The organism is Pseudomonas sp. DWRC2-2 (assembly GCF_049897885.1).
Classification (GTDB): Bacteria; Pseudomonadota; Gammaproteobacteria; order Pseudomonadales; family Pseudomonadaceae; genus Aquipseudomonas; species Aquipseudomonas azotoformans_A.
In genome coordinates, this window is record NZ_JAFCXD010000009.1 from 86,712 (window position 1) to 112,789 (window position 26,078).

A 26,078-nucleotide genomic window follows, 5' to 3' on the forward strand; every position below is an offset into this window, starting at 1 on the left:
TTTGAACCTGCGGCCAGTGGTAGACGTGCTGCGCGTTGGATTTCAATTGCCTGCCATCAGGGATCAAACGCTGTCTGACTTGTACTCGTAGTGGTAATAGCTGTAGGCGCCATACCCGTACTTGGCGGATGAGCGCTTCTCGATACCGTTGAAGATCGCGCCTTTGAGCTCGATGCCGTTCTGCTGGTAGCGGCGCATCGTCAGCTCCACTTCGCGCGCCGAGTTCAGTTCGAATCGGGCCACGATCAGGTTGGTGCCGGACTGGCGTCCAACGATGGTTGCGTCGGTGACGGCCAGGAACGGCGGCGTATCCAGGATCACCAGGTCGTAGAGCCCACTGACCTGTTCGAGGAACGCGCTGAAATTGGCGTGCATCAACAGCTCCGAAGGGTTCGGCGGAATGCGCCCACGGGCGAGGATGTGCAGGTTTTCCACCGCCGTGGGGTGGATGACGGCACTGAGCTCGCAACGCTTGGCCAGCAGATCGGACAGACCGTTGTCAGCCGGCACACCAAAGACTTTGTGCAAGTAGCCTTTGCGCATGTCCACGTCCACCAACAACACCCGCTGGCCCGAGTGGGCAACCACCGCCGCCAGGTTCGCTGAGACGAATGTCTTGCCGACTTGTGGGCTGGGCCCGGAAATCATCAGGCGGTTGTTGCTGGCTTCCAGCATCGCGAAATGCAGGCTGGTGCGCAGGCTGCGCAGCCCTTCAATGGCCAGGTCGGTTGGATGACTGAGGGCGAGCAGTTGCGTTGAGTCAGCCTTGCCGCCACGCGAAAGCTTCTGGTCCATGTCCTTCTGAATGGCGCTGAACGGGATCGCCGCATAGACCGGCAAGCCGAGCTTTTCCAGTTCACTGGGGTTGGCAACGCCGCGATTGAGCGCCTTGCGAAACAACACCAGGGCAATCGCGACAAAGGCCCCGAGCAGCGTGGCGATCACCACAATCAGGGCCTTTTGCGGCCTGATCGGGTTGCGCAGGTCGACATCGGCAGTGTCGATCAAGCGCACGTTGCCGACTGTGCCGGCACGCATTACGTCCAGTTCCTGATATTTGTTCAGCAGTTGCGTGTAGATCTCGGTGCTGACTTTGAGGTCTCGGGTCAGGCTCAGCAGCTCTTGCTGAGTGGTGGGCAGGCTCTCGACCTTCTTGGCCAGCTCATTCTGACGTGCAGTGAGCTCTGCCAATTGCGTCAGCAGTGCCCGATACACCGGGTGCTGGGGCGTGAACTTACGTTCGATCTCGGCCTGCTGCATCTTGAGTTCCGAGATGCTGGCATCAAGCGCAACGATCTGGTCAAGAATCGCCTTGGCCTCAAGGCTGATGTCGATGGTCTTGTTGCGGATCTGAAACTTATTCAGCGCTGTCTCGGCCTGTTCGACATCCTTGCGCACCTGGGGCAGTTGATCCTTGAGGAACGCCAGGCTCTGGGCCGCCTCAGCGGACGTGCGCTCGATGTTCTGGCGCACATAGATGCGTGCCACTTCGTTGAGCACTTGAATGGCCGCGGCCGGTCGTGTGCTTTCCAGCGCCAGGCCGATGATGCCCGATTCCTTGCCGCGCTCCGCGACATCGAGCAACTTCTGATAGCGCAGAATACTGGTCAGGCGTGGCGAACGGACCACGCTGAATTGCATGCCAGAGTTGGCTTGCAGCGTCTCGACCCGCAGCTGGATGCCATTGCTTTCGTAGAAGCGCCCCACCTGCCCCGTCAGCAAAACCCTGTCGTCTTGATCCGTCAGGGTAAAGCGGTTGCCACTGTCCGCGGTCAAGGCCAGTTCCTGGCCCAACAGCTCTGCTGGAAGCCGAAACTGCGAGAACTTCAGGTCCTCGCCACCCCAACCGTAGCTGTCCAGACCCAGCCATGGGCTCGCCACAGCGTCAGCCTGTGCAGGTTTGAAACGGCGCGCCATGAAATCACCGATCAACGGAAAACGCTTGGGCTTCACCTCAAGGTCCAGGTTGAGGTTATCGACGGCGGTACCAATGGTGATTCGCGAGCGGATCAGCTCGATTTCGGTGACGGTGGGCGACTCCTTGCCGAGCAGGCTGCCGACATCCGAAAAGCCCAGCATGTCGCTTTTCTTCGGCTCGACCTGGACCAGCGCAGTCGCCTGATAGACGGGAGGTGTCAACACGGCATAGGTCACACCCAGCGCCATAAAGACAAGACTGATCCCACCGATAAGCCACTTATGGTCCAGCAAAGTGCCCAGCAACATCATGAAATCCAGATCTGTTTCTTCGCCGTTGTGCGACGTTACTGCAGGTGCTGATTGCATAAGTCAGTTCTTTTTTTCTAACAGATAGTCAAGCAATGGCACAGGATGATAAGTCGCCCGGCTCCATGCACATTTAACGGCTTCACTCACTACATACACGCTCAATTAACGTGCATAAATACTCAACTGATCAATCTTCGCGCCCACGCCTGTGTCGCTTGTTCTATGAGCGTATAAGCATGAACAAAGGCCGACTTGCCCTGACGATAAGGGTCCATGATTTCCCGATCGGACTGCCATTTACCCAACAGAAACACTTTGCCCCGCGCCTGCGGAGCGAGACTGAGCACCCCTTCGATGTGCCGCTGCTCCATCACCAGGACGAGGTCCGCATCACTGACCGCGTCGCTGGTCAGCTGCCGCGCCTTGTGTGAGCCTGGCGCATGACCATGCTCTTCAAGCACGCGTGAAGCCGTGGGCTCCAACGGGCTGTCACGCAATGCCGCGAGCCCCGCCGAACTGACTTCAATGGCGGAGGACGCAAGTGCATTGCGCAGTAATTGTTCTGCCGTGGGGCTTCGACAGATATTGCCGACGCACACAATCAAAATCCTATTGAACAAGGCAACCTCCCACGCGCCGTACAGTATTAACCCGGTAGTAAAAGGGATGACCTTACTTCAAGCAGCGAGACGATTATGCTCACAAGCCAGGAACTTCGACCACTCATCGAAACAGACTAAAAATAACAAAATCGTATTCACCGACGAAAAATAACATTCCCGTACTTTTAGTCCTTTGCATAATAAAGTGCCGCCCATCCGTAACAACAAGGGGCGGCCATGAACACTTCAAAGTTATTAGTAGAACGTATTGGCCTGTTCCCCTCTTCGGGGAATATTCATATCGAAGTGAATAACTCGACGTGCGTCGTCCAGCGCATGCAGGTGTTGTACAGCGACAACTCGCTGGCCAGCGACGAGTCCTGTTCCGGGCTGTCCATGGTGTTTGCCGATTGGCGTTTCAAGTTGCAGGTGAGTGACCCGTTGTCGGTATGCCTGTGCGTGGAAAGTCGGGGTGATAGCCAGTTCATGCAGGTCAAGACGGCCGAGTTGCTGGCGAACATCTCCGGCACCGAGGAACGGCCATGAGCCTGCTGGATGAGGTGATACGCAGCTATGCGCTGAGGAAACTCACGGGGATGTTCGAAGCCTTCGCCGAGCCGGCAGCGGGCGCGCAGTACCGGCGTAATACCCAGGCCATCGGCCGTTGGCTCAATCAACTGCAGGGCAGTTCCCCGCAGCAAATCACCCACACGCTGTTCAAGCAGATGAAGGAAGCGCGGCGTCGAGGCGATGTGCGGCGCTTCAACGCACAAACGGTGCTGCTGGAACTGTTGGTGGACAGCAACCGGGCATTGGACCTGGTGAATTACTCGGCGTCTCTGTGCGCCGAGTCCAACCGCCACGAAGGCGCTTGATGGGCCTGATCGGCGCCTGACAAGGCGATTGCCACCCGGTTGAGCAACAACTCGGCGTTGTATTTGGGCATCAGGGCGCACACCAGCAAGACCACCAGGCCACCGCTGATAAAAGAGGGTGACACCTTGATCGGGGTGGCTTCTATACGCCACAGAAACGCAATTGCCGCGCAGGCGCCCAACAGGCCGCCGGCCACAGCCTCGTTGAGTGGGTGGATATAGGGTGCGACGCAATAGGCACTGAACCAGAGACTGGCGAACACTCCCACGCCTGCCGCCGGCCAGCGCAGCGCCGGGTTGAACTGGCGCGCCACCAGGCTGAGTGCCACGGTGACCATCAAGCTCGTATTCATGGCATGACCACTGAGCACGGCAATGTCCAGGTGCTGGAAGGACAAGCCCCAGCCCTTGAACAGCAACTTGCTGAACGCGACGATCGAATACGTGACACCGACGGTAATGACCCAGGCTCGAAGCGCCCAAGGGTTGGAATACCTGAGCCACACGGCAATGATGATGGCGGCCGGAATCATGACGGTGATACCGCCATATTGCGCAAGTTCTGCCCGCATATATCCCCAATCTGACGTGGCCGTTTTCGGCGCCCATCAGACCTCAGTGTCGAGGGAAATACAACGTTATCGAGGGTCAGCCTTGGGCCACCCGTCGCAGGCTGACTGCTGTCGGCCGAGCCGCCGGTATGCCCACTTCCACGCCGAGCAGGTGCAGCAGGCGCGCGCGGATGGCCTGGAAGCCGTCCTGGCCGGTGTCCCGTGCGCGGGGAAGATCAATCGTCAGTTGCTCGGCCACCTTGCCATCCGCCAGCACGATCACCCGGTCGGCCAACAGAATCGCCTCGTCCACATCATGGGTCACCAACAACACCGCCGGGGTGTGCTTGCGCCATAGCTCGATGATCAGGCGGTGCATCTTGATGCGGGTCAGGGCGTCGAGGGCGGCGAACGGTTCATCCAACAGCAACAACTTGGGCTCGCGCACCAAGCCACGGGCCAGGGCCACGCGCTGGGCTTCGCCGCCGGACAGGGTGGCCGGGTAGGCCTCCAGGCGATGGGCCAGGCCGACTTCGGTCAAGGCTTGCACGGCACGGGCCTTGGCGTCGGGAATGCGCAAGCCGAGCACGACGTTTTTCCAGGCGCGCTTCCACGGCATCAGGCGCGGCTCCTGAAACACCGCCGCTCGCGCCTTGGGCACACGCAGTTGGCCGCTGTCGATACTGTCGAGGCCGGCCAGGCTGCGCAGCAACGTGGTCTTGCCGGAACCGCTGGCGCCGAGTAAGGCCACGAATTCGCCGGGGGCGATGTCCAGGTCCAGGCCATCGATGACCCGCTGCTGGCCAAACTGGCGAACCACGTTGCGCAGTTGTACGGGAGCTTCTAGCGTCGACATGTCAGTTCCTCACAAAGGATGGCCGCCAGGCCAGGGCGAAGCGTTCGAGGGTGCGGATCAGGCCGTCGATCAACAGGCCGAGCACGCTGTAGATCAACAGGCAGATGACGATGACGTCGGTGCGCATGAAGTCGCGCGCGTCACTGGCGAGGAAGCCGATACCGGCAGTGGTGTTGATCTGTTCGACAAACACCAGGGCCAGCCAGGAAATGCCCAGGGCGTAGCGCAGGCCGACGAAGAACGACGGCAGCGAACCCGGCAGAATCACATGCCAGATCAGCTCACGCCGGTTGAGGCCCAGCGTGTTGGCGGCCTCGATCAATTTGGGATCGATATTGCGGATACCGGCGAACAGGTTGAGATAAACCGGGAAGGTCGTGCCCGTTACAATCAGCGCGATCTTGGTGAACTCGCCGATGCCGAACCACAGGATAAACAGCGGCACCAGGGCCAGGGACGGGATGGTGCGCAGCATCTGCATTGGCGAATCGAGGACCACCTCGCCGCGTTTGGACAGGCCGCAAATCAGCGCCGCGACCACACCTATGCTCACGCCGATACTCAAACCAAACAACGCTCGCTGCAACGACACCAGCAGGTGCTTGCCCAGCTCGCCGGAGGCGATCATCGCCCATAACGTCCCGCCAATCTGCGAGGGCGCCGCGATGACCCGTGCAGGAATCCAGCCCACTTGCGACGCCAGCTCCCACAGCAGCAACAACACAATCGGACTGATCAGCCGTAGCAGGGCATCGGGAAGGCGCCAGGTGCGCACCACTTTCGCTGCGCTCTCGTGTTTGTTGACGGTGATCGTCTCGCTCATCAGGCTTTCATTCCCTAAAAGTCACGGCCAGGCACGCCATTGCAGGTTCATGCTAATCGCATAAAAAACCGTCGTGAAAGTCTTTGTAGGAATAACCTAATGCGCACAAAATGCAAATTACTGATACAAAATCCAAATCATGATTCTACATTTTAATAATTAGGTTAGAACCAATCGGCATTTTACAGCCCTGCCCCCTGCCCCTACTTTGGACGCGAATAACCGACCCCCTGCCCGGTGGAGGTGCCAATCACATCCAAGACAAGGACAGACCATGAGCATCGAATTCATCGGCTATATCGGCGGCCATCACGCTTCCGAGATCCACCCGCGCAGCGGCCCTACCCTGCAACCCGACTATGTGGAGACCGTGGCCCGCGCCCACGAAGAGGCTGGTTTCGACCGCGCGCTGGTGGCCTTCCACTCCAACAGCCCGGACAGCACGCTGATCGCGTCCCACGCCGCCAGCGTGACCCAAAAACTTCAATTCCTCATTGCGCACCGCCCAGGTTTCGCCCAGCCGACCTTGGCGGCACGCCAGTTCGCCACGCTGGATGTGTTCAACGGTGGACGCACGGCGGTGCACATCATCACCGGCGGCGATGATCGCGAATTGCGCGCCGACGGCAGCCACATCGGTAAAGACGAACGCTACGCCCGTACCGACGAATACCTGAGCGTGGTGCGCCAGGAATGGACCCGCGAACAGCCCTTCGATTTTTCGGGCACCTACTATCAGGTCGAAGGCGCGCATTCCACGGTGAAGTCGCCGCAACAACCGCATATCCCGCTGTATTTTGGTGGTTCGTCCAAAGCCGCGATCGAAGTGGCGGGCAAGCACGCCGATGTGTACGCGCTGTGGGGCGAAACTTACGAACAAGTGCGTGAGATCGTGACCCAGGTGCGCGCCGAAGCGGCCAAGCATGGGCGTACGATTCGTTTTAGTTTGTCGTTGCGGCCGATCCTTGCCGAGACCGAAGAACTGGCATGGGCACGGGCCGAGCGCATCTTGCAGCAGGCCACCGAGTTGGCCGAGAAAAATGGCTTTGTGCGGCGTGAACCGCCGAATGAAGGCTCGCGCCGGCTGCTCGCAGCGGCCGCGCAGGGATCGCGGCTGGATAAGCGTTTGTGGACGGGGATTGCGGGGTTGCTCGGTGCACAGGGTAACTCCACCTCGCTGGTAGGCACCGCTGAGCAAGTCGCGGAGGCGTTGGTGGATTACTACGATCTGGGGATCACCACGTTCCTGATCCGTGGGTTTGATCCGTTGAATGATGCCATTGACTATGGCAAGCGCCTGATTCCTCTCACCCGCCAGCTGATCGCTGAACGCGAGCAGGCCCAGCAAGTGGCTTGATCCCCAGGGGAGTTGGTGAGCCAACTCCCTCATTGAAGATTCAGTTCTTGTAGTCGGTATCACTGCGCTCCAACTGCCGGATCAACGCATTCCAATGCCGCGCCACACCCGGCCCATCACCACTGGCAAACACCTTGGCCTGCTGCTCAACCTTCTCCACCACCTCCCTCGGCGGGAAAATCAACTCCGCATTCCCCGCCGCCTGCGCTGCGACCTGGATATTGCACGCACGCTCCAACTGCTGCAGCTGCTGGAACGCATGTTCAACACTGACGCCCGCCGTCAACAACCCATGGTTACGCAGGATCATCACGCTCTTGTCACCCAAATCCGCGACCAGCCGCTCACGCTCGTCAAGGTCGAGGGCAACGCCTTCATACCCGTGGTACGCCACGCGCCCGGAGAAACCGATGGAATGCTGGGAGATCGGCAGCAGGCCGTCTTTTTGCGCCGACACCGCAATACCGTCGCGGGTGTGGGTGTGCAGCACCGCTTGCAGGTCGTGGCGTGCACCGTGAATGGCGCTGTGGATCACATAGCCGGCATAGTTGATGCCCAGGCCGGTAGGGTCGTCGACGATGGTGCCGTCAAGGTCGACCTTGACCAGGTTGGACGCGCTGATTTCATCGAACAACAAGCCAAAGGCATTGATCAGGAAATGCTCGTCCGGGCCCGGTACGCGGGCAGAGAAGTGGGTGTAGATATGGTCGGTCCACTTGTACAAGGCCGCCAGGCGATAGGCGGCGGCCAGTTTGACGCGCACTTCCCATTCTTCCGGAGTGACGCGCTGGCGAACATTGGTGGAAACGCTGGAAATCGAGGTGACGCTGCTCATGGCAAAACTTCCTGGATGGCCTTAAGGACTTCCAGGCAAGCCTAGGGGATGCAAAAAAATAATAAAAAGCACATTTTAATCTAAGCTAATTATTATTTTTTTTCATATCAGGCTGCATCCTTGATCTTGTGCAACGAGGCCGCGACCCACTTGCCAAACGCATCCACCGGCCCCTGCAGGTTACCGAGGAAGTGCGGATAGATCAGCCACAGGTCCATCACCGGCTTGAAGTCCTTGAGCGGCATCACTGCCAGTTGCTCGCGGTGTGCGCTGCGTTCCAGCAACGGACGTGGCACCAGGCCAAGGCCGAGGCCATCCGCCACCAGGCCCAATTGCAGCTCAGTACCGAACGTCTCCAGGTTCACCCGCAATGCCAGGCCCTGATCGGACAGGGTCCGCTGCAACCCCGCGCGGAAACCGCAGCCGTCCGGGTTGAGGATCCAGCCGTTCTGGTACACATCCGCCAGCTTGCAGGGCTTCTTGGGCAGTTGGGCCTTGGCGCAGACCACCACCAGTTCCATCTTGCCGATGGACTCGCCGATGATGTTGTCCGGGAAGATCTTGCCCGCCGGGAACAACGCCGCCGCCGCATCCAGCTCGCCGCGCTCGATCTTGCCGACCAATTGGCTGCCCCAGCCCGTGGCGACTTGGGCACGCAGGTCCGGGTATTCGGTACGCAGGTGCTTGAGCGCATCGAGCAGCACCACATCACCGATGGTCTGCGGCACACCCAGGCGCAGCACGCCGGTGGGCGGAGCGTCGGTGGCCACCAGTTCACGCAGCGCATCCATCTCGCGCAGAATCAGCCGGCACTGCTCGTAGACGCGGGTGCCGATCAGCGTAGGCTTGAGGGGTTTGGTGTTGCGGTCGAACAGCTCCACGCCCAGCGCCTGCTCGAAGTTCTGCACGCGGCGGGTGATGGCCGGCTGGGTCAGTTGCAACGACTCGGCGGCATGGCTGATGGACTGGCAACGAATCACTTCGACAAAGGCATCGATATCGTCAATTTTCATTTGGGCCGCACATAGAGAACAGTCATTAAGATGTGTGCGAAGCATAGTTGCAGGAACGCTGTCTGGATAGCCCGCGCTGTGATCGATAACGTCTAACGCTATTCAGACCTGTTCTAAATTACCTTCAGCTATAAGCTAATCATTAAAAAATAGCATATTAACTATAAACATTATGCTTAGATAATCCCATCACCACCGACCATGGAATTGTCATGACCCAGGCCAAGCACCCCGAAAGACTCAGAGCCTTCATCGGCGCCCTGGCGGAATTGATCGACGGCAATCCACGCGAAGGCGACCTGTTGCACCGTGGCGGCAAGCTACTGGCGCAGCTGGTCAGCCATGACGACTGGCTTCCCGATGCGTTCGCCCAGCCCGATCCCGAGCGCTATCAGCAATTTCTGCTGCATGCCGACTCGCGCCAGCGCTTCAGCATCGTCAGTTTTGTGTGGGGGCCGGGGCAAAGCACGCCTATCCATGACCACCGGGTGTGGGGCCTGATCGGCATGCTGCGCGGTGCGGAATTTTCCCAAGGCTTCGAGCGCGCGCCGGATGGCCGCCTGGTGGCTGAAGGCAAACCGATCCAGTTGGTGCCGGGCCAGGTTGAAGCCGTGTCGCCCAAGGTCGGTGACATCCACCAAGTCAGCAATGCCCACAGCGACCAAGTGTCCATCAGCATCCACGTGTACGGCGCCAATATCGGTGCGGTGCGCCGCGCGGTGTACCAGCCCGACGGCAGCGAAAAACTGTTTATCTCCGGTTATTCCAACGCCTTCCTCCCGAATATCTGGGATTTGTCCAAAGAAAAGAGCCCTGCCCTATGACCACCGCATCCACCCGCAGCTTTGCCCAGATTCGCCAGGCCCTGTTGGACCATCAAGAAGTCGCCCTGATAGACGTGCGCGAAGAGGCGCCGTTTGCCGAATCCCACCCGCTGTTCGCCGCGAACATACCGCTGTCCAAACTGGAACTGGAGGTGTATTCACGCATTCCACGACGCGATACCCAGGTTACCGTCTACGACAACGGCGAAGGCCTGGCGGCCCGTGCTGCCCAGCGCCTGGTTGCGTTGGGCTACACCCAGGTCAGCCTGCTTGAAGGTGGACTGGACGGTTGGCGCAAGGCCGGTGGCGAGCTGTTCATCGATGTGAACGTGCCGAGCAAGGCGTTTGGCGAACTGGTAGAGAGCGAGCGGCACACACCGTCGCTGGCCGCCGAGGAAGTACAGGCCCTGCTCGACAGCCAGGCCGATGTGGTGGTGCTCGATGCGCGGCGTTTCGACGAATACCAGACCATGAGCATCCCCACCGGCATCAGCGTGCCCGGTGCCGAGCTGGTGTTGCGCGCCCGCGAGCTGGCGCCGGACCCGGCCACGCGCATTATCGTCAACTGCGCCGGACGCACCCGCAGCATTATCGGCACCCAGTCGCTGATCAATGCCGGCGTGGCCAACCCGGTGTCAGCGCTGCGCAACGGCACCATCGGCTGGACCCTGGCCGGGCAAAAACTTGCCCATGACCAGTCACGCCGTTTTGCGCCGACCTCGGAAGAACATCGCCAGGTGGCCGCCGCCGATGCGCGTCGCGTTGCCGACAAGGCCCGCGTAGGTCGTGCGACCCTGGCCGATCTCCAGGCCTGGCAGCAGGAAGCCACGCGTACTACTTACCTGTTCGACGTACGCACGCCGGAAGAATTTGAAGCCGGCCATCTGCCCGGCGCACGCTCCACGCCCGGCGGCCAATTGGTGCAGGAAACCGACCACGTCGCCAGTGTGCGTGGCGCACGCCTGGTACTTGCGGATGACGACGGTGTGCGCGCCAACATGTCCGCCTCCTGGCTGGCCCAGTTGGGTTGGGAGGTTTACGTACTGGATATCCTGCAACCGGCGCACTTCAGCGAGAAAGGCGCCTGGGTCGCGCCGGTTCCGGCACCCGCGCAAGCCGAACTGATCAGCCCGCACACCCTCAGCGACTGGCTCGGCCATGGCGACACCGTGGTGCTGGACTTCACCGCCAGCGCCAACTACGTCAAGCGCCACATCCCCGGTGCCTGGTGGGCCCTGCGCGCGCAACTCCCCCAGGCCCTGGCCAAGGTGCCCGCCGCCCAACGCTACGTGCTGACCTGCGGCAGCAGCCAGTTGGCGCGCCTGGCGGTGGCCGAAGTCGAAGCCATCACCGGCAAGCAAGTGTTCCTGCTACAGGACGGCACCGCTGGCTGGATCAACGCGCAACTGCCGCTGGAAGAAGGTGAAACTCAGTTGGCCTCACCGCGCATCGACCGCTACCGCCGCCCGTACGAAGGCACCGACAACCCCAAGGAAGCCATGCAGGCCTATCTGGATTGGGAGTTCGGCCTGGTCGACCAACTGGCCCGCGACGGCACCCATGGTTTCTACGTGATCTGACTCACCCAACCTGCCTGCCCCCACGCTGGGTGCAGGCCCGACATCCGACCCCTCTCCAGGCGGAGGCTGAACCCACATACGAGAGGACACCCGCATGACCCTGCACATCACCCGCCTGGAACCCACGATCGGCGCCGAAATCGCCGGCATCGACCTGCGCCAGCCGCTGACCAACGCCCTGCGTGACGAACTGCGCGAACTGCTGCTCAAGCACAAGGTGCTGTTCTTCCGCGATCAGGCGATCAACACCGAGCAGCAGATCGCCTTCGCCAAGGAATTCGGCGAACTGTACGTCCATCCCACCACCCAGCAGAACGACCCGACGCTGCCGCACGCGCACCTGATCGAAGCCCAGGACGAACGCAAGCTCTACGGCCCGCGCATTAGTGGCCGTTGGCACACCGACACCAGCTGGTTGCTGCAACCCACCCTTGGCGCGGTCTTGCGTGCGGTGGATTTGCCAGAAGTCGGCGGCGACACCCTGTGGGCTGATGCCGGTGCGGTGTACCGTGCCTTACCGGATGAACTGCGCGCCGAAATCGACGACCTGCACGTGGTGCACGACTTCAAGAAGTCCCTGGACAAGGTCGGCTACGATTACCCGATCCTCGCCCACCCGCTGGTACGCACCCACCCGGAAACCGGCGAAGACGGCCTGTTCATCAACTTCTCGCAGAACCCTTCGGTGATCGGCTGGACGCCGCAACAGAGCAAGCAACTGATCGACCGTCTGCTGCTGGAATTCAACAAGCCGGAACACCAGGTGCGTTTCAAATGGCGCCCCGGTTCGGTGGCGTTCTGGGACAACCGCTCCACCCTGCACTACCCGGTCTACAACTATGGCGACTACCCACGTCGCATGGAGCGGGTGCTGATTGCCTATGACGATATTCCGCATCGGGTAAGAGCGGCCAACGCGGCCTGACGCCCTTTCAACCACAACAAAGATCCCCTGTGGGAGCGGGCTTGCCCGCTCCCACAAAGGGTCGGCGGCGCTCTCTCGTCCTTCGGAAATAGTCCCATGCCTCCATCGCGCTTTCACTATTGCGCAGCAGCGCTGAGCCTGCTCGCCATCAACTTCCCGGCCCAAGCCGAAGACCCCGACAAAACCCTCGGCACCGTCGTCGTCACCGGCAACCGTGGCAACCAGCCCCGCACCCTCGCCGACAGCCCCTCGCCCATCGACGTGATCAGCGCCGAGCAGCTGCAAGCCAGCGGCAAGGTCGGCCTCAAGGAACTGCTGGCGCGTCTGTTGCCGTCGTTCAACCTGCCGGCGATCAACGGCGGTGGCACCTCATGGTCGGTCCGCGGCGTGACCATGCGCGGGCTTTCCGGTGACCAGGTACTGGTGCTGGTCAACGGCAAGCGCCGCCACAACACCGCGCTGATCAATAACCTGGCGCGCATCGGTACGGCGGCGGTGCCGGTCAACCTGGACCTGATCCCGGTGTCGGCCATCGACCATATCGAAGTACTGCGCGACGGCGCGTCCGCCCAGTACGGCTCGGATGCAATCGCCGGGGTGATCAATATCATCCTCAAGGAAAACGACAGCGGGGGCAGCGCCGAAACCTCGTTCGGCCGCTACGGTGCGGGCGACGGCGACACCGTGCACCAGACTGTTAACTACGGCCTGGCGCTGCCCAACGACGGTTTCGCCAACCTGGCGCTGGACGTCAAGGAACAGGAACCCTTCGACCGTACCGGCAGCGCCACCGGCCGCCTATACGGCACCGCCGCCGCACCCGACAGCCGCGACCAGACCGTCAACCGCCACGGCTGGAACCCCAGCTATGGCCTGGGCCGCGAGAAGGTCACCAACGCCAGCTATAACCTGGAACTGCCGCTGCAGGACGACCTCAAGTTCTACTCGTTCTCCACCGCCAGCTACCTGGAAACCACCAAGGTCACCGGCAACTACCGCCCCAACGAGATCACCTCCCTCGCCGGCGACCCGAACACGCCCTACCCCGACGGCATCCACGCGCAACGGCGCAACCGCACCAAGGACTTCCAGGTGGCCGGCGGCTTCAAAGGCTTGGTCGGCGGTTGGGATTACGACATCAGCTCGACCTGGGGCGAAGACGACTCCACGCTCAATGCCAACAACACGCTGAACCCGTCCTGGGGTCCCACCAGCCCGACCTCATTCAACCTGGCCTCGCAGATCTTCGACCAGTGGACCAACAACCTGGACCTCAGCCGCCGCTTTGATATCGGCCTTGCCCACCCGCTGCAAACCGCGTTCGGCTTTGAGTACCGCTGGGAGAAGTACCAGATCGAAGCCGGTGACTATGCGTCCTATACGCCCGGCAATTACGTGCTGCCCAGCGGCCCGTTCGCCGGGCAGACGCCACTGCCGGGGCTGGCCTCGTACAACGGCACCAGCACAGCGGATGCCGGGGAGATCAGCCGCAGCAACGTCGCCAGCTATGTCGACCTGGGCCTGGACGTGACCGACCGCTGGTACGTCGGCGCCGCTGCGCGTTACGAGCGCTACACCCAGGACATCGGCAGCACCTGGAGCGGCAAGTTGTCGACACGCTTCAAGCTCACGCCTGAGTTTGCCCTGCGCGGCACGATCAACAACGGCTTCCGTGCGCCCTCGCTGGCGCAGACGATTTACGCGTCATCCACCTTTACTTCCGGCGGCGTGGTCAACGGCCAGCAGGTCTCGGTGCCGGTCAAGGTGTTGCCGGTGGACACGCCTGAAGCCCAGGCGTTGGGCGCCGAGAAACTCAAGCCGGAGAAATCGCTGAACTACAGCTTCGGCTTCACCTACGAACCCACGCAGAACTACCGGTTGACCACCGACCTGTACCAGATCGGCATCCGCGACCGCATCGTGTCCACCAGCCTGCTGGGCGGGCCGGCGGTGTCCCAGGTGCTGGTTGCCAACGGCCTGTCGCCCGGGTTGTACGCGCAGTACTACACCAACGCGGTGGACACCCGCACCCGTGGCGTCGACATCATCAACGAATACCGCCAGCAACTGGACCAGTACGGCCAAGTGCGCTGGAGCCTGGCCTACAACTGGAACCAGACCAAGATCGAAAAACTCCAGGACACCCCGCCCGCGCTGGCCGGGCTGGGCGCCAACTACCAGATTTTCGACCGCCGCCTGCAAAAGGACCTGACCGTCGCCACACCGCAATCCAAATTGATCCTGGCGGCCAACTGGAAAGTCACCGCCTACACCCTCAACCTGGCCCTGACCCGCTTCGGCAGCTACACCGAAGGCGACAACAACCCGATCAACGACCGCACGTTCAGCGCCAAGTGGATCAGCGATATCGATGCCGCCTACGACATCAACAAGCATTTCACCATCGCCCTGGGCGCCAACAACCTGTTCAACGTCTACCCCGACAAAAAAGGCATCAAGGACTGGGCTGGCGGTTACGAATACGGGCAGTTCTCGCCCTTCGGCTTTGGCGGCGCGTATTACTACACGCGCCTGGCGTACAACTTCTGAGGCCTGGTCGATGACTGAATTGAGCTGTGACGTATTGATTGTCGGCGGTGGATTGGCCGGCACCTGGGCCGCCATCGCCGCTGCACGCGAAGGCGTGCGCGTGATCCTGGTAGACAAAGGTTACTGCGGCACCAGCGGCGTCACTGCCACCGCCGGGCCTGGCCACTGGTGGGTGCCGCCCGGCGCCCGCGAAGCCGCCATCGACAAACGCCTGGGCACCGCCTACGGCCTGGCGGATGCACGCTGGATGGCCCGCGCCATCGAGACCACCTGGACCAGCCTGCCAGGCTTGAGCGACTACTACGCCTTCCCGCAAAACGAACACGGCCAGACCCAGTACCGTGGCCTGCGCGGCCCGGAATACCTGCGTGGCCTACGCCGTCGGGTGCTGGACAGCGGCGTAAAGATTCTCGATCACCACCCCGCCCTGGAACTGCTGCGCGACGACCACGGCAGCGTCGTCGGCGCCCGTGGCTGGCGGCGCCAGGCCGGCGGCGACTGGTTGATCCGCGCCGGCGCCGTGGTACTCGCCACCGGAGGGTGTGCGTTCCTCTCCCGCTTGCTGGGCAGCCACACCAACACCGGCGACGGTTACCTGATGGCGGCCGAAGCCGGCGCCGAACTGTCGGGCATGGAGTTCTCCAACTACTACTGCATCGCGGCGGCCGGCAGCAGCATGACCCGTTCGATGGTGTACAGCTTTGGTGAGTACTTCGATGCGGCGGATCGTCCGTTAAGCATCAATGGCGGACCGAGTTTTACCGAGGACCTGGCCAAGGCACTGCTCAATGGCCCGGTGTATTGCCGCTTGAATAGAGTGCCTGCGGACATCCGTGCGCAACTGCCGAGTATCCAGCCGAACCTGATGCTGCCGTTTGACCGACGCGGGGTTGATCCTTACCGCGAGCGATTTGCCGTGACCCTCCACCCTGAGGGCACCATCCGTGGCGTCGGCGGGCTGAGGCTGGTGGATGACGACTGCCAGACCAGCGTGCCCGGCGTTTTCGCCGCCGGTGATGCCGCCAGCCGTGAACCGATTGCCGGCGCCACCTCCGGCGGCGGTGCGCAGAACTCGGCGTGGGCCCTGTCGACCGGGCAATGGGCCGGGCGTGGAGCCGCGCGACTGGCACGGCAGAAGGCCGCGTATCACGGCGCGCTACGCGGGTTCGAAGGTGCCTCGGGGGGCAGCGCAGAATTGGTCCAACGTATCCAGGCCGAAGTGCATCCATTGGACAAGAACCTGTTTCGCAACGGCCATCAACTGGAGCGTTCGTTGCGTGAACTCGACAACGTCTGGGACCAGTTGCAATCCACGCCCCTCACCGGCAACCCCCTGCGCGCCCGCGAAACCGCCGCCATGGCTGCCACTGCGCGCTGGTGCTACACCGCCGCCGCGCTGCGCAAGGAGAGTCGTGGCATGCATCAGCGTAGCGATACGCCTGGGCAGCGCTCGCAGTACGACGCGCATCTGCGGCTGTCGGGCGTGGACCAGATACAGGCGCGCTTTGACTCAATCCATCTAGGCCAACCCCAATGATCGAACTGATCTACTCCGACCTGTGCAACGGCTGCGGCCAATGCGTCGCGGTGTGCCCCACCAATGTGCTTGCCGCCGACACATCCGGCAAACCGCTGATTGCTGAGCAACACGCCTGCCAGACCTGCTTCATGTGCGAGCTGTATTGCAGCAGCGACGCGCTGTACGTCGACCCGGACGTCGAACACCTGCGTCATCCTGACCCCATGGCAGTGCGTGAAGCCGGCTTGCTCGGCCAATACCGCCGCGACTCCGGGTGGGACGAATGGGCCGATGATCCTGCCCATCGTAACGAGCATTGGCGCATGGATGGCATCTTCGCGCTCGCCCGCACCCCACCAACAAATGCAATTAGTGAATAATCAATCTACTCATAATGAATTATTTTGATAATTAACATATAACCAAAAAGAACTTCACAGCGGGTTTTTATGGGAATAACGTTAACTCACTCACCGACCCCTTCTCCAGGCGGAGGTAAACGAACCCCTTCTTGATCTGCCTGGAGCCTGTATCCCATGGTCTTTACCACCCCCTTCAAGCGCCTGCTCCTGGGCACCGCCCTCGCCTTCGGGCTGATCGGCAGCAGCCATGCCGCCGACCTGCAACCGCTGCGCGTGGCCAATCAGAAATCCACGATCAAGGCGCTGCTGGAAGTCTCCGGCGAAGCCAAAAATGTGCCTTATCAGATTCAATGGTCGGAGTTCCCTTCTGCCTCGCCGCTGGGCGAAGCACTGAACGCTGGCGCCGTGGACATCGGCGCCCTCGGTGACGCGCCCTACGTGTTCGCCCTGGGGGCCGGTGCGTCGCTCAAGGTGGTCAGCATCATTCACGCCGAAGGCCGAAACACCACGGCCGTACTGGTGCCCAAGGGCTCGCCGATCAAAACCGTCGCCGACCTCAAGGGCAAGAAAATCGTCACCGGGCGCGGTTCCATCGGCCATTACCTGGCGATCAAGGCCCTGGCCACCGCCGGGCTGACCACCCAGGATGTGCAGTTTATTTTCCTGCTGCCGAGCGAGTCGCGCCTGGTGCTGGATAACGGCACGGCCGACGCCTGGGCCACCTGGGACCCGTACACCACCGTGGTCACCTCGCAAAGCCAGGCCCGCGTGCTGATCAGCGGCAACAAACTGTTAAGCAATCACCTGTACCTCGCGGCCACCAGCCAGGCCATCGCCGACAAGCGCGCGCAACTGGATGACTTTGTCGCCCGTCTTGATCGCGCCTATGCCTGGGCCAACGTGCACCCCAATGAATACGCGGCCGCCCAGGCCAAGATCACCGGCCTGCCGCTGGCCGTGCATGTGGAAGTCGCCAAGGACACCCACCTGACCCCAGTCGCCATCGACGACGCGGTCATCAGCGGCCTGCAAGCGACCGCCGACACCTACCAAAAAGAAGGCCTGTTGCTCAAGCATATCGACGTGTCACAGGGCTTCGACAAGAGCTTCAACGCCAAGCGTGTCCCCCTTTCCCAAGCCTCGCGCTAATCAGGAGCAGAACATGAGCAAGCCACGCCATTTAAAATTGGGTGCAATGGTCCACGGTGTCGGTCACGGCTGGGGCGAATGGCGCCACCCGAACGCCCAACCCAATGCCAGCACCAGTTTTGGTTTCTACAAACAGCAGACAGAACTGGCCGAAGCTGCCAAGTTCGACTTCGTGTTCATCGCCGACAGCCTGCATATCCACGCCAAATCCAGCCCGCATTACCTCAACCGTTTCGAGCCGCTGACCATCCTGTCGGCGCTCGCAGCGATCACCACGCACATCGGCCTGGTGGCGACCGTGACCGTCAGCTACACCGAGCCCTACCAGGTGGCGCGCCAGTTCTCGTCCCTGGACCATATCAGCGGCGGCCGCGCTGGCTGGAACGTGGTCACCTCGTGGCTGAGCGGCACCGCTGACAATTTCGGCAAGGCCGAGCACCCACCCCATGCGGTGCGCTACCGCATCGCCAAGGAACACGTGAACGCGGTCAAGGGCCTGTGGGATTCCTGGGAAGACGACGCCTTTGCCTACAACAAGCAATCCGGCGAATTCTTCACCCCAAGCAAGCTGCATGCGCTGAACCACAAGGGCGAGTTCTTCTCGGTAAAAGGCCCGCTGAATATCGCGCGTTCACGTCAGGGCCAGCCGGTGATTTTCCAGGCCGGCACCTCCGAAGATGGCCGCAACTTCGCCGCAGAAAACTCCGACGCGATCTTTGTGCATGTGGACAGCATCGAGGAAGGCCTGGCCTATGCCCAAGACCTGAAGCGCCGTGCCAAAGGCTTTGGGCGCGACGCCAACAGCCTGTCGATCCTGCCGGGTATCCGCCCGATTGTCGGCCGCGACGAGGCCGAAGTGGAAAGCCGCTACCAGCAGGCCGTGGACCTGGTCACCGTAGAGGATGCGATCGTCGCCCTCGGCCGCCCATTCAACGACCACGACTTCAGCCAGTACCCATTGGACGCGCCGTTCCCGGAACTCGGTGACCTGGGTTCCAACAGCCAGAAAGGCGGTTCCGACCGCATCAAGCAACTGGCCAAGGACGAAGGCCTGACCCTGCGTGAAGTGGCCCTGCGTTTCTCGCGACCCAAACGCGATTTTGTCGGCACCCCGGAGCAAGTCGCCGATGCGATCCAGACCTGGTTCGAAACCGGCGCCAGCGATGGTTTCATCATCAATTCGGTCCTGCCGGATGGCTTGCAGTACTTCACCGAGCTGGTGGTGCCGGTGTTGCAGCAACGCGGCCTGTTCCGCACCGACTACAGTGGCCAGACCCTGCGCGACAACCTGGGCCTGGCGGTGCCGGTCAACCGCTACAGCGTCGCCGCCGAGGTTGAAGAGCAGCAGGAGGCGCTGGCATGAGTGAATCCCTCAACCGTCAGTTGGCCGACCTGCACGCCGAGCGCGTTGCGACCTGGGCGCCGGAGTCGCTGAAGATCAATATCGACCAGCGCCAGCGCCTGGTGGATGAAGCGCGGCCTGACGACTACGTACAGGTGGGCGACGAACTGGACCCGTTCGACCTGCTCACTGTAGAAGGCGGCGAGTTGAACCGTGAGCTGCTGCTGGCCGACGGCCCGGCAGTGCTGGTGTTCTTCCGCTTTGCCGGCTGCCCGGCCTGCAACATCGCCCTGCCCTATTACGAGCGCCAACTCTACCCACGCTTGCGCGAACTCGGTGTGCCGCTGGTAGCGGTGAGCCCGCAGGTGCCGGAGCGCCTGGTGGAGATCAAGACCCGTCACAACCTGCAGTTGCTGGTGGCCAGTGACCCCGACAACAACCTCGGCCGACGCCTGGGGATTCTCTACAGTTTTGATGAAGCGTCGCGAAAGTCGGCGTTGGCCAAAGGCAATCATATTGGTGAAACCACCGGCACTGGCACCTGGGAATTGCCGCAACCAACGGTGGTGGTGATTGCCAGGGATGGCAGCGTGGCATTTGTGGAAGTGAGCCCGGATTGGTTGGTGCGCACGGAAGCTGAGCCGGTGTTGCAAGCCGTTGAACGGCTGCTTGCACAACAGCCTGTGCAACTCGCGATCTAAGGACACCCCCATGAGCCAATCCTCGCAACCTTCCTTACGCTCCGTGGAAGTCGCCCACTTCGACGCCTTGCTCGAACGCCTCACCACCGAGCTGGCCCGCACCGCGCACGTCTATGACGAAAGCGGCGCCTTCCCCCATGCCAACTTCCAGTTACTGCACCAGCATGGCCTGGTCGCCCTCACCGTGCCCAAGGCTCTGGGCGGCGGCGGTGCCAGCCTGCCCCAGGCGCGCAAGGCCATCAGTGCGATTGCCAAGGGCGAACCGTCCACCGCGCTGATCCTGGTGATGCAGTACCTGCAACATACACGCCTGCAAGACAGCAAGACCTGGCCCGCCCACCTGCGCACCCAAGTGGCCGAAGACGCCGTGCGCAACGGCGCACTGATCAACGCCCTGCGCGTCGAACCCGACCTTGGCACCCCGGCCCGTGGCGGCCTGCCGGCGACCACTGCGGTGCGCACCGCCGAGGGTTGGCGCATCAGCGGCCGCAAGATCTACTCCACCGGCAGCCACGGCCTTAGCTGGTTCAGCGTGTGGGGCCGCAGTGACGATGCCGACCCCCTGGTTGGCGCCTGGCTGGTGCCCAAGGACAGTCCCGGCGTGACCATCATCGACACCTGGGACCACCTGGGCATGCGCGCCACCTGTAGCCATGAAGTGGTGCTCGACAACGTGCTGGTGCCGCTGGACCACGCCGTCAGCGTCAGCCCCTGGAGCGCGCCGTCGCCGGAGCTGGATGGCGAAGGTTTCCTGTGGATGTCGGTGTTGTTGTCCTCGGTATACGACGCCGTAGCCCAGGCTGCGCGGGACTGGCTGGTGAACTGGCTGGAAGAACGCGCGCCGTCCAACCTCGGTGCTGCCCTGTCGACCCTGCCGCGCTTCCAGGAAACCGTCGGCCATATCGACACCCTGCTGTTCGCCAACCGCAGCCTGCTCGACGCTGCCGCCGAAGGCCACACCCCCGCCGCCCATGCGGCGCAGTTGAAGTACCTGGTGACCCACAATGCGATTCGCGCCGTGGAGCTGGCCATCGAAGCCTCAGGCAACCCCGGCCTGTCGCGCCATAGCCCGTTGCAACGGCATTACCGCGACGTGCTGTGCAGCCGCGTACATACCCCACAGAACGACGCCGTATTGCAAGGCGTCGGCAAGGCCGTCTTCGCCCAACGCCAGAAGGAACGCACATGAGTCAGGTGATTATCGCCAGCCAACTGGATGAAGATTTCAATGAAGTGATTCGCGACCGCCTGGCAAAGATCCATCCCGAGGCCCAGGTGATCGGCGTGCCCGTTGGCGTACCGAGCGACCTGCCGCCCCAGGCGAATATCCTGCTGCTGCGCCCGATCAATGTGCGCGGCTACACCGCGCCGGACACCCCGCCACCGGGCTGGCCGTACGGCACGCAATGGGTGCACCTGGTGTCGTCGGGCATCGATTTCTACCCGCAATGGCTGTTCAACGGCCCGCCGGTGACCACCTCCCGTGGCAGTGCCGCTGACAACCTGGCCGAGTTTGCCTTGGCCGCGATCTTTGCCGCCTCCAAGCATTTGCCGGGCATCTGGGTAAAGGATTCGCAGTGGAATTTCACCGCGTTGCGTCCATTGAAGGGCTCCACCCTGGGCATCCTGGGGTTTGGTGCGATAGGCGAACGCCTCGCGCAAAAAGCCCTGGCCCTGGGGATCAAGGTCGTAGCGCTGCGCCAAAGCCAGGCGCCGTTCAGCGCGGGCGTAGAAGCTGCCAACGACATCCACGACCTATTCGCCCGCGCCGATCACCTGGTGGTGGCGGCACCGCTGACCGAGTCCACGCGGCAGCTCATCAACCGTGACGTGCTGGGCAGCGCCAAGCCGGGGTTGCACCTGATCAACATCGCGCGGGGTGGGTTGCTGGATCAGGAGGCCCTGCTGGAAGCGCTGGACAATGGGCAGATCGGGCTGGCATCGCTGGATGTGACCGAGCCGGAGCCGCTGCCGGATGGGCACCCGTTGTACACCCATCCGCGTGTGCGGTTGTCACCGCATACCTCGGCCATTTCGACCAACAGCAAAGAGGAGATTGCCGAGACGTTCTTGGCGAATCTGGAGCGGTATGTGGCCAATGTTGAGCTCTACAACCGCGCCAATTGATCGCCGTCTACTTGATGCGGTAGTGGAAGGTATTGCGCACTGCCGGCACCGGCACGGGCTTTCCATCGACGATCCTCGGCTGGTAGCGAAAGGTATTCGCCGCCGCCAGTGAGGGCCGCATGAACAGCGGATGGCAGCCGTCCAGCACCTTGGGGTTTTCGACACGCCCTTGGGTGTTGACGGTGTACTCCACCGAACAATCGCCTTCGATGTTTTTGTCCAGGGCACGCTCCGGATAGTCCGGCGCCTCTTTGCTCAAGGGTTGGTACTGGCGGCTGTCGAAGGCCGGCGCGGCGGCCGGTGCTGCGGGGCGCACGTGTTCCGCAGCGAGGCGCTCCTGGGCCAGGCGCTGCTGTTCCAGCTCGCGATTGCGCTGTTCAGTGGCCAGGCGCTCCTGTTGCTGTTCCAGCTTCTTTTCCTCGACCCGCTTGCGCGCCAACGCGGCTTTTTCCAGCTTTTGTGCCTGGATCTGTGGATCGATCACCGGTTTCGCCGGCACGGGAACGACCACAGGCTCCGGCGCAGGCGCTGCGACGGCCACAGGCTCAGGCACGGGAGCTGGCGTCGGCGCTGGCGGCATCATCACCAACTGGGTATGCATCACCCTCGGCGCTTCCATCGGCGGTCTATCTGTCGACCCGCCCAGCATCAGCGCCGCCAGGACGCCCACATGCAGCGCCACCGCGAGGCTGGCCGCCACGCTGTTTCTCCAGAACCCGGAAGGCTCCCCAGGTGCTACCGCCAGCATCGGACTGTGCATGATCATCGCCGTCATTGCGGGGCCTCGGTCACCAACCCCAGATGGCTGACACCGCCCTTCTGCAACACCGCCATGGCCGCCACGACCCGGCCGTAGCCCGCGTTGTCGTCGGCGCGGATATACACCTGGGTGTCACTGCGCGCCGCCACCACCTGCATGACCTTGGCGCCCATTTCGTCGAGGGTCACGGCGCTGTCGGTCTGGTGGGTGGTGTCGAGTTCGCCGCCCAGGTTCCAGTAGTAGCCGCCGTCGGCCTTTACCGATAGCGTGAGGATCTGTTGGCGGGTGTCGGTGGCCAGGGCCTCGGCGGCGACCTTGGGCAGCTCGATTTTTACGCCTTGGGTCAGCATCGGCGCGGTGACCATGAAGATCACCAGCAGCACCAGCATCACGTCGATGTAAGGCACCACGTTCATCTCGGCCTTGGGCCCGTGCTTGCGTTGCGGCCTGGTCAACATCGGTTTGCTCCTTGCTCAGGCGGCCACGGCCAGGTTGATCGGCGTACCACGCAGGGTGCGGTGCAGGCGCACTTGCAGCTCGTTGCCGAAGGCGTAGTAGCGGGTCAGCAGGGTCTGGCCACGTGCGGCGAAACGGTTGTAGGCAATCACCGCCGGGATGGCCGCAAACAAGCCAATGGCGGTGGCGATCAGTGCTTCAGCGATGCCCGGCGCCACGGTGGACAGCGTGGCCTGCTGCACTTGGGACAAGCCGATAAAGGAATTCATGATGCCCCACACCGTGCCGAACAGGCCGATGTAGGGGCTCACCGAACCCACGGTCGCCAGAAATTGCAGGCCCTTTTCCAGCTCGATTTCCTGCTCGGTGATCGCCACCTGCAACGCGCGCTCGACCCCTTCCAGCACGGCCGGATCGTGGCCCTGCAGGTGCTGGTATTCCTGCACCCCCGCGATAAAGATCGGCGCAATGCCGCCCTCGCCCGCCTGCACGGTTTCGCGGTACAGCGGCTGCAAGTCCGCAGCGCTACGAAAGCGCAGCACAAAACCCTTCAACTGGCGCTCCAGGCGGCGCAACACACTGGCGCGCTGGATGATCAGGTACCAGCTGAGCAAGGAGGCCAGCAGCAACGTCACCATCACCGCCTTGACCAACAGGCTGGCGTCACTGATCAAACCCCAGATCGTCATATGTTCCATCGTCGCGTGCATAGTGGGTTCCCTATTCGATTAAAAAGTGATGACCGGGTGATGACGACTCACGGCAATTTCAGTGCGCGGGTCACGTCGGCCCACGGCACGAACTTGAAGTTCTGGGTCTGCTCGGGCATGCGCTTGCGGCCGTCCTGCACCACCAGCAGGCCCTTGCTCCAGGGTCCGCCGAGGTTGATGGCGGTGACTTCCAGGCCGTCGGTTTCCGAAGCACCATCAATCCCCGCTGCCGCATTCAGGCCGACACGGAAGGCGCCGTGGGTGGCGAACGGTGGCTCGGCATCCAGCACCAGGTAGCTGTCATTGCCTTGGCTGGAGACCACCAGGTAGTCGCGTTCATGGCTCTGGTAGAGCGCCAGGCCCTCGACATCCGCATGCAACTGCGGGCCGACCTTGATCACGCTGGTGAGCGTGGCCGGTTGGTCAGCACGGGCATCCACCGCCCAGACGCCGACGTCTTCTTCACCAATGAACAGGCGCTGGCGCTGGTCATCGGCCACGCAGCCCTCGGGTTGGCTGTCGACTTTGAACTGGCGCACCAACTCGCCCTGCACTCGGCCGTCCGGCGCACTCAGGCGGTATTGCAGGAAGGTGCCGTCCTTGCCATTGGCGATCGCGTAGATCTCACCGCTGGCAGGCTGGAACAGGCAGATGCCGTAGATTTCCTTGAGCGGCGTCGGCACTTCACCGGCTTCGCGCAGTTCGCCGCTCTGGCGGTCGATGCTGAACAGGCTCAGGCTGTTGTGATCGCGATTGCTCGCCACGGCCAGGTCGACTGTGTGCGCGCCGAGCTTGAAGTTGGGGCGCACATCGACGTTATTCAGGCGGCCGACCGCCAGTTCCTGCAGCAGCTTGCCGTCGAGGTCATAGGCCAGCAGGCCCTGCTTTTTGTTGGTGCCGAGCACGCGGCTTTTGGCCGGTTGTTCGGGGTGAATCCAGATCGCCGGGTCATCCGCCGCATCCCCCTGGCGACCGACCGGGTCGGTCTGGCGCAGGGCAGCGACTTCCGGCACTACCGGCTCGGCGGCCACAGGCGTTGCCTTCCAGTCGAGTTTGCCCTGGTAGAGCCTGCCGGTGTCGTCATCCCGCACCAGCACGTGCTGGCCGTTGACGCTCAGTTGCTCCGGCTCTTTCAAGCCTGGCAGCGTCAGGCTGCCCTGTTCGACCCAGCGCTCGCCGGTTTGCTGGAACAGATGCAGTTGGGCCGTCTTAGGATCCAGCGTCACCACCCCGCCCGGCACCAGCGCCATGGCGCCGGCCTCGCGTTTGGGGTTGTCGAACAGTGCCACCGGCGTGCGTTTCACCTCCGCCTCGGGGTGCGCCGGGTAGGCCCACCAGCCGACGTTTTCTTCATTGACCAGCAACTGCTGGGTCGCATCATCCACCTGGCAGAACTGTGCCGACGGCGGCAATGGCAAACCGCGCACGCGCTGAGGCTCGCCTAACAACGTCGAACCGTTGCCTACCAGCCATTGCTCGCCCTTGCCCTCTTCCCCCACCAGGAATACAAACAGGTTGGCGGCTGCGTCGCGGAACAGGCACAGGCCATTGACCGGGTAGTCGCGGGTGGGCAGATACAGCGGTTTGCCAAAGGTCTTGCTCGCGGCATCAAGGCTCACCAACAGCGCCTGCTGGCGGTCGTTGTCGAGGCTGGCCACCAGCACCTGGGCACCGGCGCCGCGGGTGTCGAGGCTGCTGAAATTGCCTTTGAAGCGGGCCAGTTCAGCACCTTGATGGTCGAGCAGTTGCAGGCCGTCGCGGGTGCTGGTGGCCACGCGTTCAGTGCGACCCGGCAGAAAAGCCACCGCCTGCGCATTCAGGCTCGGCGCCCAAGGAGTCAGCGCCAGGTCAGCGGCCATGACCGGCGAGCAAGCGGCCAACGCGATCAGCAGGTACAGCTTGGAAATTCTCATGAACAATCAAAATCCTTGG

The 26,078-nt window shown here is 62.3% G+C and carries 25 protein-coding genes; 14 read left to right on the forward strand and 11 right to left on the reverse strand.

What is annotated here, in order from left to right; translation table 11 throughout:
* Positions 1-63 precede the first annotated feature (63 nt).
* Together ACP7EW_RS28445 and ACP7EW_RS28450 are read right to left on the reverse strand one after the other, a co-directional pair.
* Positions 64-2,286 carry a polysaccharide biosynthesis tyrosine autokinase gene (locus ACP7EW_RS28445; RefSeq protein ID WP_426221444.1) on the reverse strand — a complete coding sequence of 741 codons (2,223 nt, stop codon included), beginning with the start codon at positions 2,284-2,286 and terminating at the stop codon, positions 64-66.
* Positions 2,287-2,408: 122 nt separating this feature from the next.
* Positions 2,409-2,849 (reverse strand): low molecular weight protein-tyrosine-phosphatase, encoded by a 441-nt coding sequence (locus ACP7EW_RS28450; protein ID WP_426221446.1) that lies wholly within the window; start codon positions 2,847-2,849, stop codon positions 2,409-2,411.
* 219 nt (positions 2,850-3,068) lie between these two features.
* Between ACP7EW_RS28450 and ACP7EW_RS28455 the strand changes: the two genes are divergently transcribed.
* Both ACP7EW_RS28455 and ACP7EW_RS28460 read left to right on the forward strand, forming a co-directional pair.
* On the forward strand, positions 3,069-3,377 hold the full coding sequence (locus ACP7EW_RS28455; protein WP_241495483.1) for a phosphomannomutase: 309 nt from the start codon (positions 3,069-3,071) through the stop codon (positions 3,375-3,377).
* Positions 3,374-3,706: a hypothetical protein gene (locus tag ACP7EW_RS28460; protein WP_033897177.1), complete on the forward strand. Its 333-nt coding sequence runs from the start codon at positions 3,374-3,376 to the stop codon at positions 3,704-3,706. The genes ACP7EW_RS28455 and ACP7EW_RS28460 overlap by 4 nt, the downstream gene beginning before the upstream one ends.
* Here ACP7EW_RS28460 and ACP7EW_RS28465 read toward each other — a convergent pair.
* The 3 genes from ACP7EW_RS28465 to ACP7EW_RS28475 form a co-directional block, all read right to left on the reverse strand.
* Positions 3,658-4,278: a hypothetical protein gene (locus ACP7EW_RS28465; RefSeq protein ID WP_426221449.1), complete on the reverse strand. Its 621-nt coding sequence runs from the start codon at positions 4,276-4,278 to the stop codon at positions 3,658-3,660. The genes ACP7EW_RS28460 and ACP7EW_RS28465 overlap by 49 nt on opposite strands.
* Positions 4,279-4,354: 76 nt before the next feature.
* Positions 4,355-5,113 (reverse strand): ABC transporter ATP-binding protein, encoded by a 759-nt coding sequence (locus tag ACP7EW_RS28470; RefSeq protein WP_033897175.1) that lies wholly within the window; start codon positions 5,111-5,113, stop codon positions 4,355-4,357.
* Between the two features lies 1 nt (position 5,114).
* Positions 5,115-5,936 (reverse strand): ABC transporter permease, encoded by an 822-nt coding sequence (locus ACP7EW_RS28475; protein WP_426221451.1) that lies wholly within the window; start codon positions 5,934-5,936, stop codon positions 5,115-5,117.
* A gap of 274 nt (positions 5,937-6,210) precedes the next feature.
* On the opposite strand from ACP7EW_RS28475, the gene ACP7EW_RS28480 reads away from it, so the two are divergent.
* Positions 6,211-7,293: an LLM class flavin-dependent oxidoreductase gene (locus ACP7EW_RS28480; protein WP_061436381.1), complete on the forward strand. Its 1,083-nt coding sequence runs from the start codon at positions 6,211-6,213 to the stop codon at positions 7,291-7,293.
* Positions 7,294-7,333: 40 nt separating this feature from the next.
* Here ACP7EW_RS28480 and ACP7EW_RS28485 read toward each other — a convergent pair whose 3' ends face one another.
* Positions 7,334-8,128, reverse strand: coding sequence for a class II aldolase/adducin family protein (locus ACP7EW_RS28485; RefSeq protein ID WP_038846144.1), 795 nt, complete (start codon positions 8,126-8,128; stop codon positions 7,334-7,336).
* 107 nt (positions 8,129-8,235) lie between these two features.
* The gene (locus ACP7EW_RS28490) at positions 8,236-9,141 is read right to left on the reverse strand and encodes a LysR family transcriptional regulator (protein ID WP_016980074.1); all 906 of its coding nucleotides are present in this window, start codon (positions 9,139-9,141) and stop codon (positions 8,236-8,238) included.
* A 212-nt stretch (positions 9,142-9,353) separates the two neighbouring features.
* On the opposite strand from ACP7EW_RS28490, the gene ACP7EW_RS28495 reads away from it, so the two are divergent.
* The 11 genes from ACP7EW_RS28495 (at position 9,354) to ACP7EW_RS28545 (ending at position 22,220) form a co-directional block, all read left to right on the forward strand.
* The gene (locus tag ACP7EW_RS28495) at positions 9,354-9,965 is read left to right on the forward strand and encodes a cysteine dioxygenase (protein WP_033897171.1); all 612 of its coding nucleotides are present in this window, start codon (positions 9,354-9,356) and stop codon (positions 9,963-9,965) included.
* On the forward strand, positions 9,962-11,545 hold the full coding sequence (locus ACP7EW_RS28500; RefSeq protein ID WP_426221453.1) for a rhodanese-related sulfurtransferase: 1,584 nt from the start codon (positions 9,962-9,964) through the stop codon (positions 11,543-11,545). The genes ACP7EW_RS28495 and ACP7EW_RS28500 overlap by 4 nt, the downstream gene beginning before the upstream one ends.
* A 94-nt stretch (positions 11,546-11,639) precedes the next feature.
* A complete protein-coding gene (locus ACP7EW_RS28505; RefSeq protein WP_426221455.1) occupies positions 11,640-12,470 on the forward strand; it encodes a TauD/TfdA dioxygenase family protein in 831 nt (276 codons plus the stop codon).
* 96 nt (positions 12,471-12,566) lie between these two features.
* The gene (locus ACP7EW_RS28510) at positions 12,567-15,020 is read left to right on the forward strand and encodes a TonB-dependent receptor plug domain-containing protein (protein WP_426221457.1); all 2,454 of its coding nucleotides are present in this window, start codon (positions 12,567-12,569) and stop codon (positions 15,018-15,020) included.
* A 10-nt stretch (positions 15,021-15,030) separates the two neighbouring features.
* The gene (locus ACP7EW_RS28515; protein ID WP_426221459.1) at positions 15,031-16,557 is read left to right on the forward strand and encodes an FAD-binding protein; all 1,527 of its coding nucleotides are present in this window, start codon (positions 15,031-15,033) and stop codon (positions 16,555-16,557) included.
* Entirely contained in the window at positions 16,554-16,919 is a 366-nt protein-coding gene (locus ACP7EW_RS28520) for a 4Fe-4S dicluster domain-containing protein (protein WP_426221461.1), read from the forward strand. Before ACP7EW_RS28515 ends, ACP7EW_RS28520 begins: the two co-directional genes overlap by 4 nt.
* A gap of 156 nt (positions 16,920-17,075) precedes the next feature.
* Complete coding sequence (locus tag ACP7EW_RS28525; protein WP_426221463.1) at positions 17,076-18,050, forward strand: ABC transporter substrate-binding protein; 975 nt, start codon at positions 17,076-17,078, stop codon at positions 18,048-18,050.
* 13 nt (positions 18,051-18,063) lie between these two features.
* The gene (locus ACP7EW_RS28530) at positions 18,064-19,413 is read left to right on the forward strand and encodes an LLM class flavin-dependent oxidoreductase (RefSeq protein WP_426221465.1); all 1,350 of its coding nucleotides are present in this window, start codon (positions 18,064-18,066) and stop codon (positions 19,411-19,413) included.
* Positions 19,410-20,093, forward strand: a complete 684-nt coding sequence (locus ACP7EW_RS28535; protein WP_426221467.1) for a peroxiredoxin-like family protein — start codon at positions 19,410-19,412, stop codon at positions 20,091-20,093. Before ACP7EW_RS28530 ends, ACP7EW_RS28535 begins: the two co-directional genes overlap by 4 nt.
* A gap of 10 nt (positions 20,094-20,103) precedes the next feature.
* Positions 20,104-21,282 (forward strand): acyl-CoA dehydrogenase family protein, encoded by a 1,179-nt coding sequence (locus ACP7EW_RS28540; protein WP_426221469.1) that lies wholly within the window; start codon positions 20,104-20,106, stop codon positions 21,280-21,282.
* Positions 21,279-22,220, forward strand: a complete 942-nt coding sequence (locus tag ACP7EW_RS28545) for a D-isomer specific 2-hydroxyacid dehydrogenase family protein (protein WP_426221471.1) — start codon at positions 21,279-21,281, stop codon at positions 22,218-22,220. The genes ACP7EW_RS28540 and ACP7EW_RS28545 overlap by 4 nt, the downstream gene beginning before the upstream one ends.
* 7 nt (positions 22,221-22,227) lie before the next feature.
* Here ACP7EW_RS28545 and ACP7EW_RS28550 read toward each other — a convergent pair whose 3' ends face one another.
* The 4 genes from ACP7EW_RS28550 to ACP7EW_RS28565 are packed head-to-tail and all read right to left on the reverse strand — an operon-like array spanning position 22,228 to position 26,059.
* Complete coding sequence (locus ACP7EW_RS28550; protein ID WP_426221473.1) at positions 22,228-22,995, reverse strand: TonB family protein; 768 nt, start codon at positions 22,993-22,995, stop codon at positions 22,228-22,230.
* Positions 22,992-23,438, reverse strand: coding sequence for a protein TolR (gene tolR / locus ACP7EW_RS28555; RefSeq protein WP_033897159.1), 447 nt, complete (start codon positions 23,436-23,438; stop codon positions 22,992-22,994). The genes ACP7EW_RS28550 and tolR overlap by 4 nt, the downstream gene beginning before the upstream one ends.
* A gap of 15 nt (positions 23,439-23,453) precedes the next feature.
* The gene (gene tolQ / locus ACP7EW_RS28560; RefSeq protein ID WP_038846126.1) at positions 23,454-24,146 is read right to left on the reverse strand and encodes a protein TolQ; all 693 of its coding nucleotides are present in this window, start codon (positions 24,144-24,146) and stop codon (positions 23,454-23,456) included.
* Between the two features lie 47 nt (positions 24,147-24,193).
* Positions 24,194-26,059, reverse strand: coding sequence for a phytase (locus ACP7EW_RS28565; RefSeq protein WP_426221476.1), 1,866 nt, complete (start codon positions 26,057-26,059; stop codon positions 24,194-24,196).
* Positions 26,060-26,078: the final 19 nt, after the last annotated feature.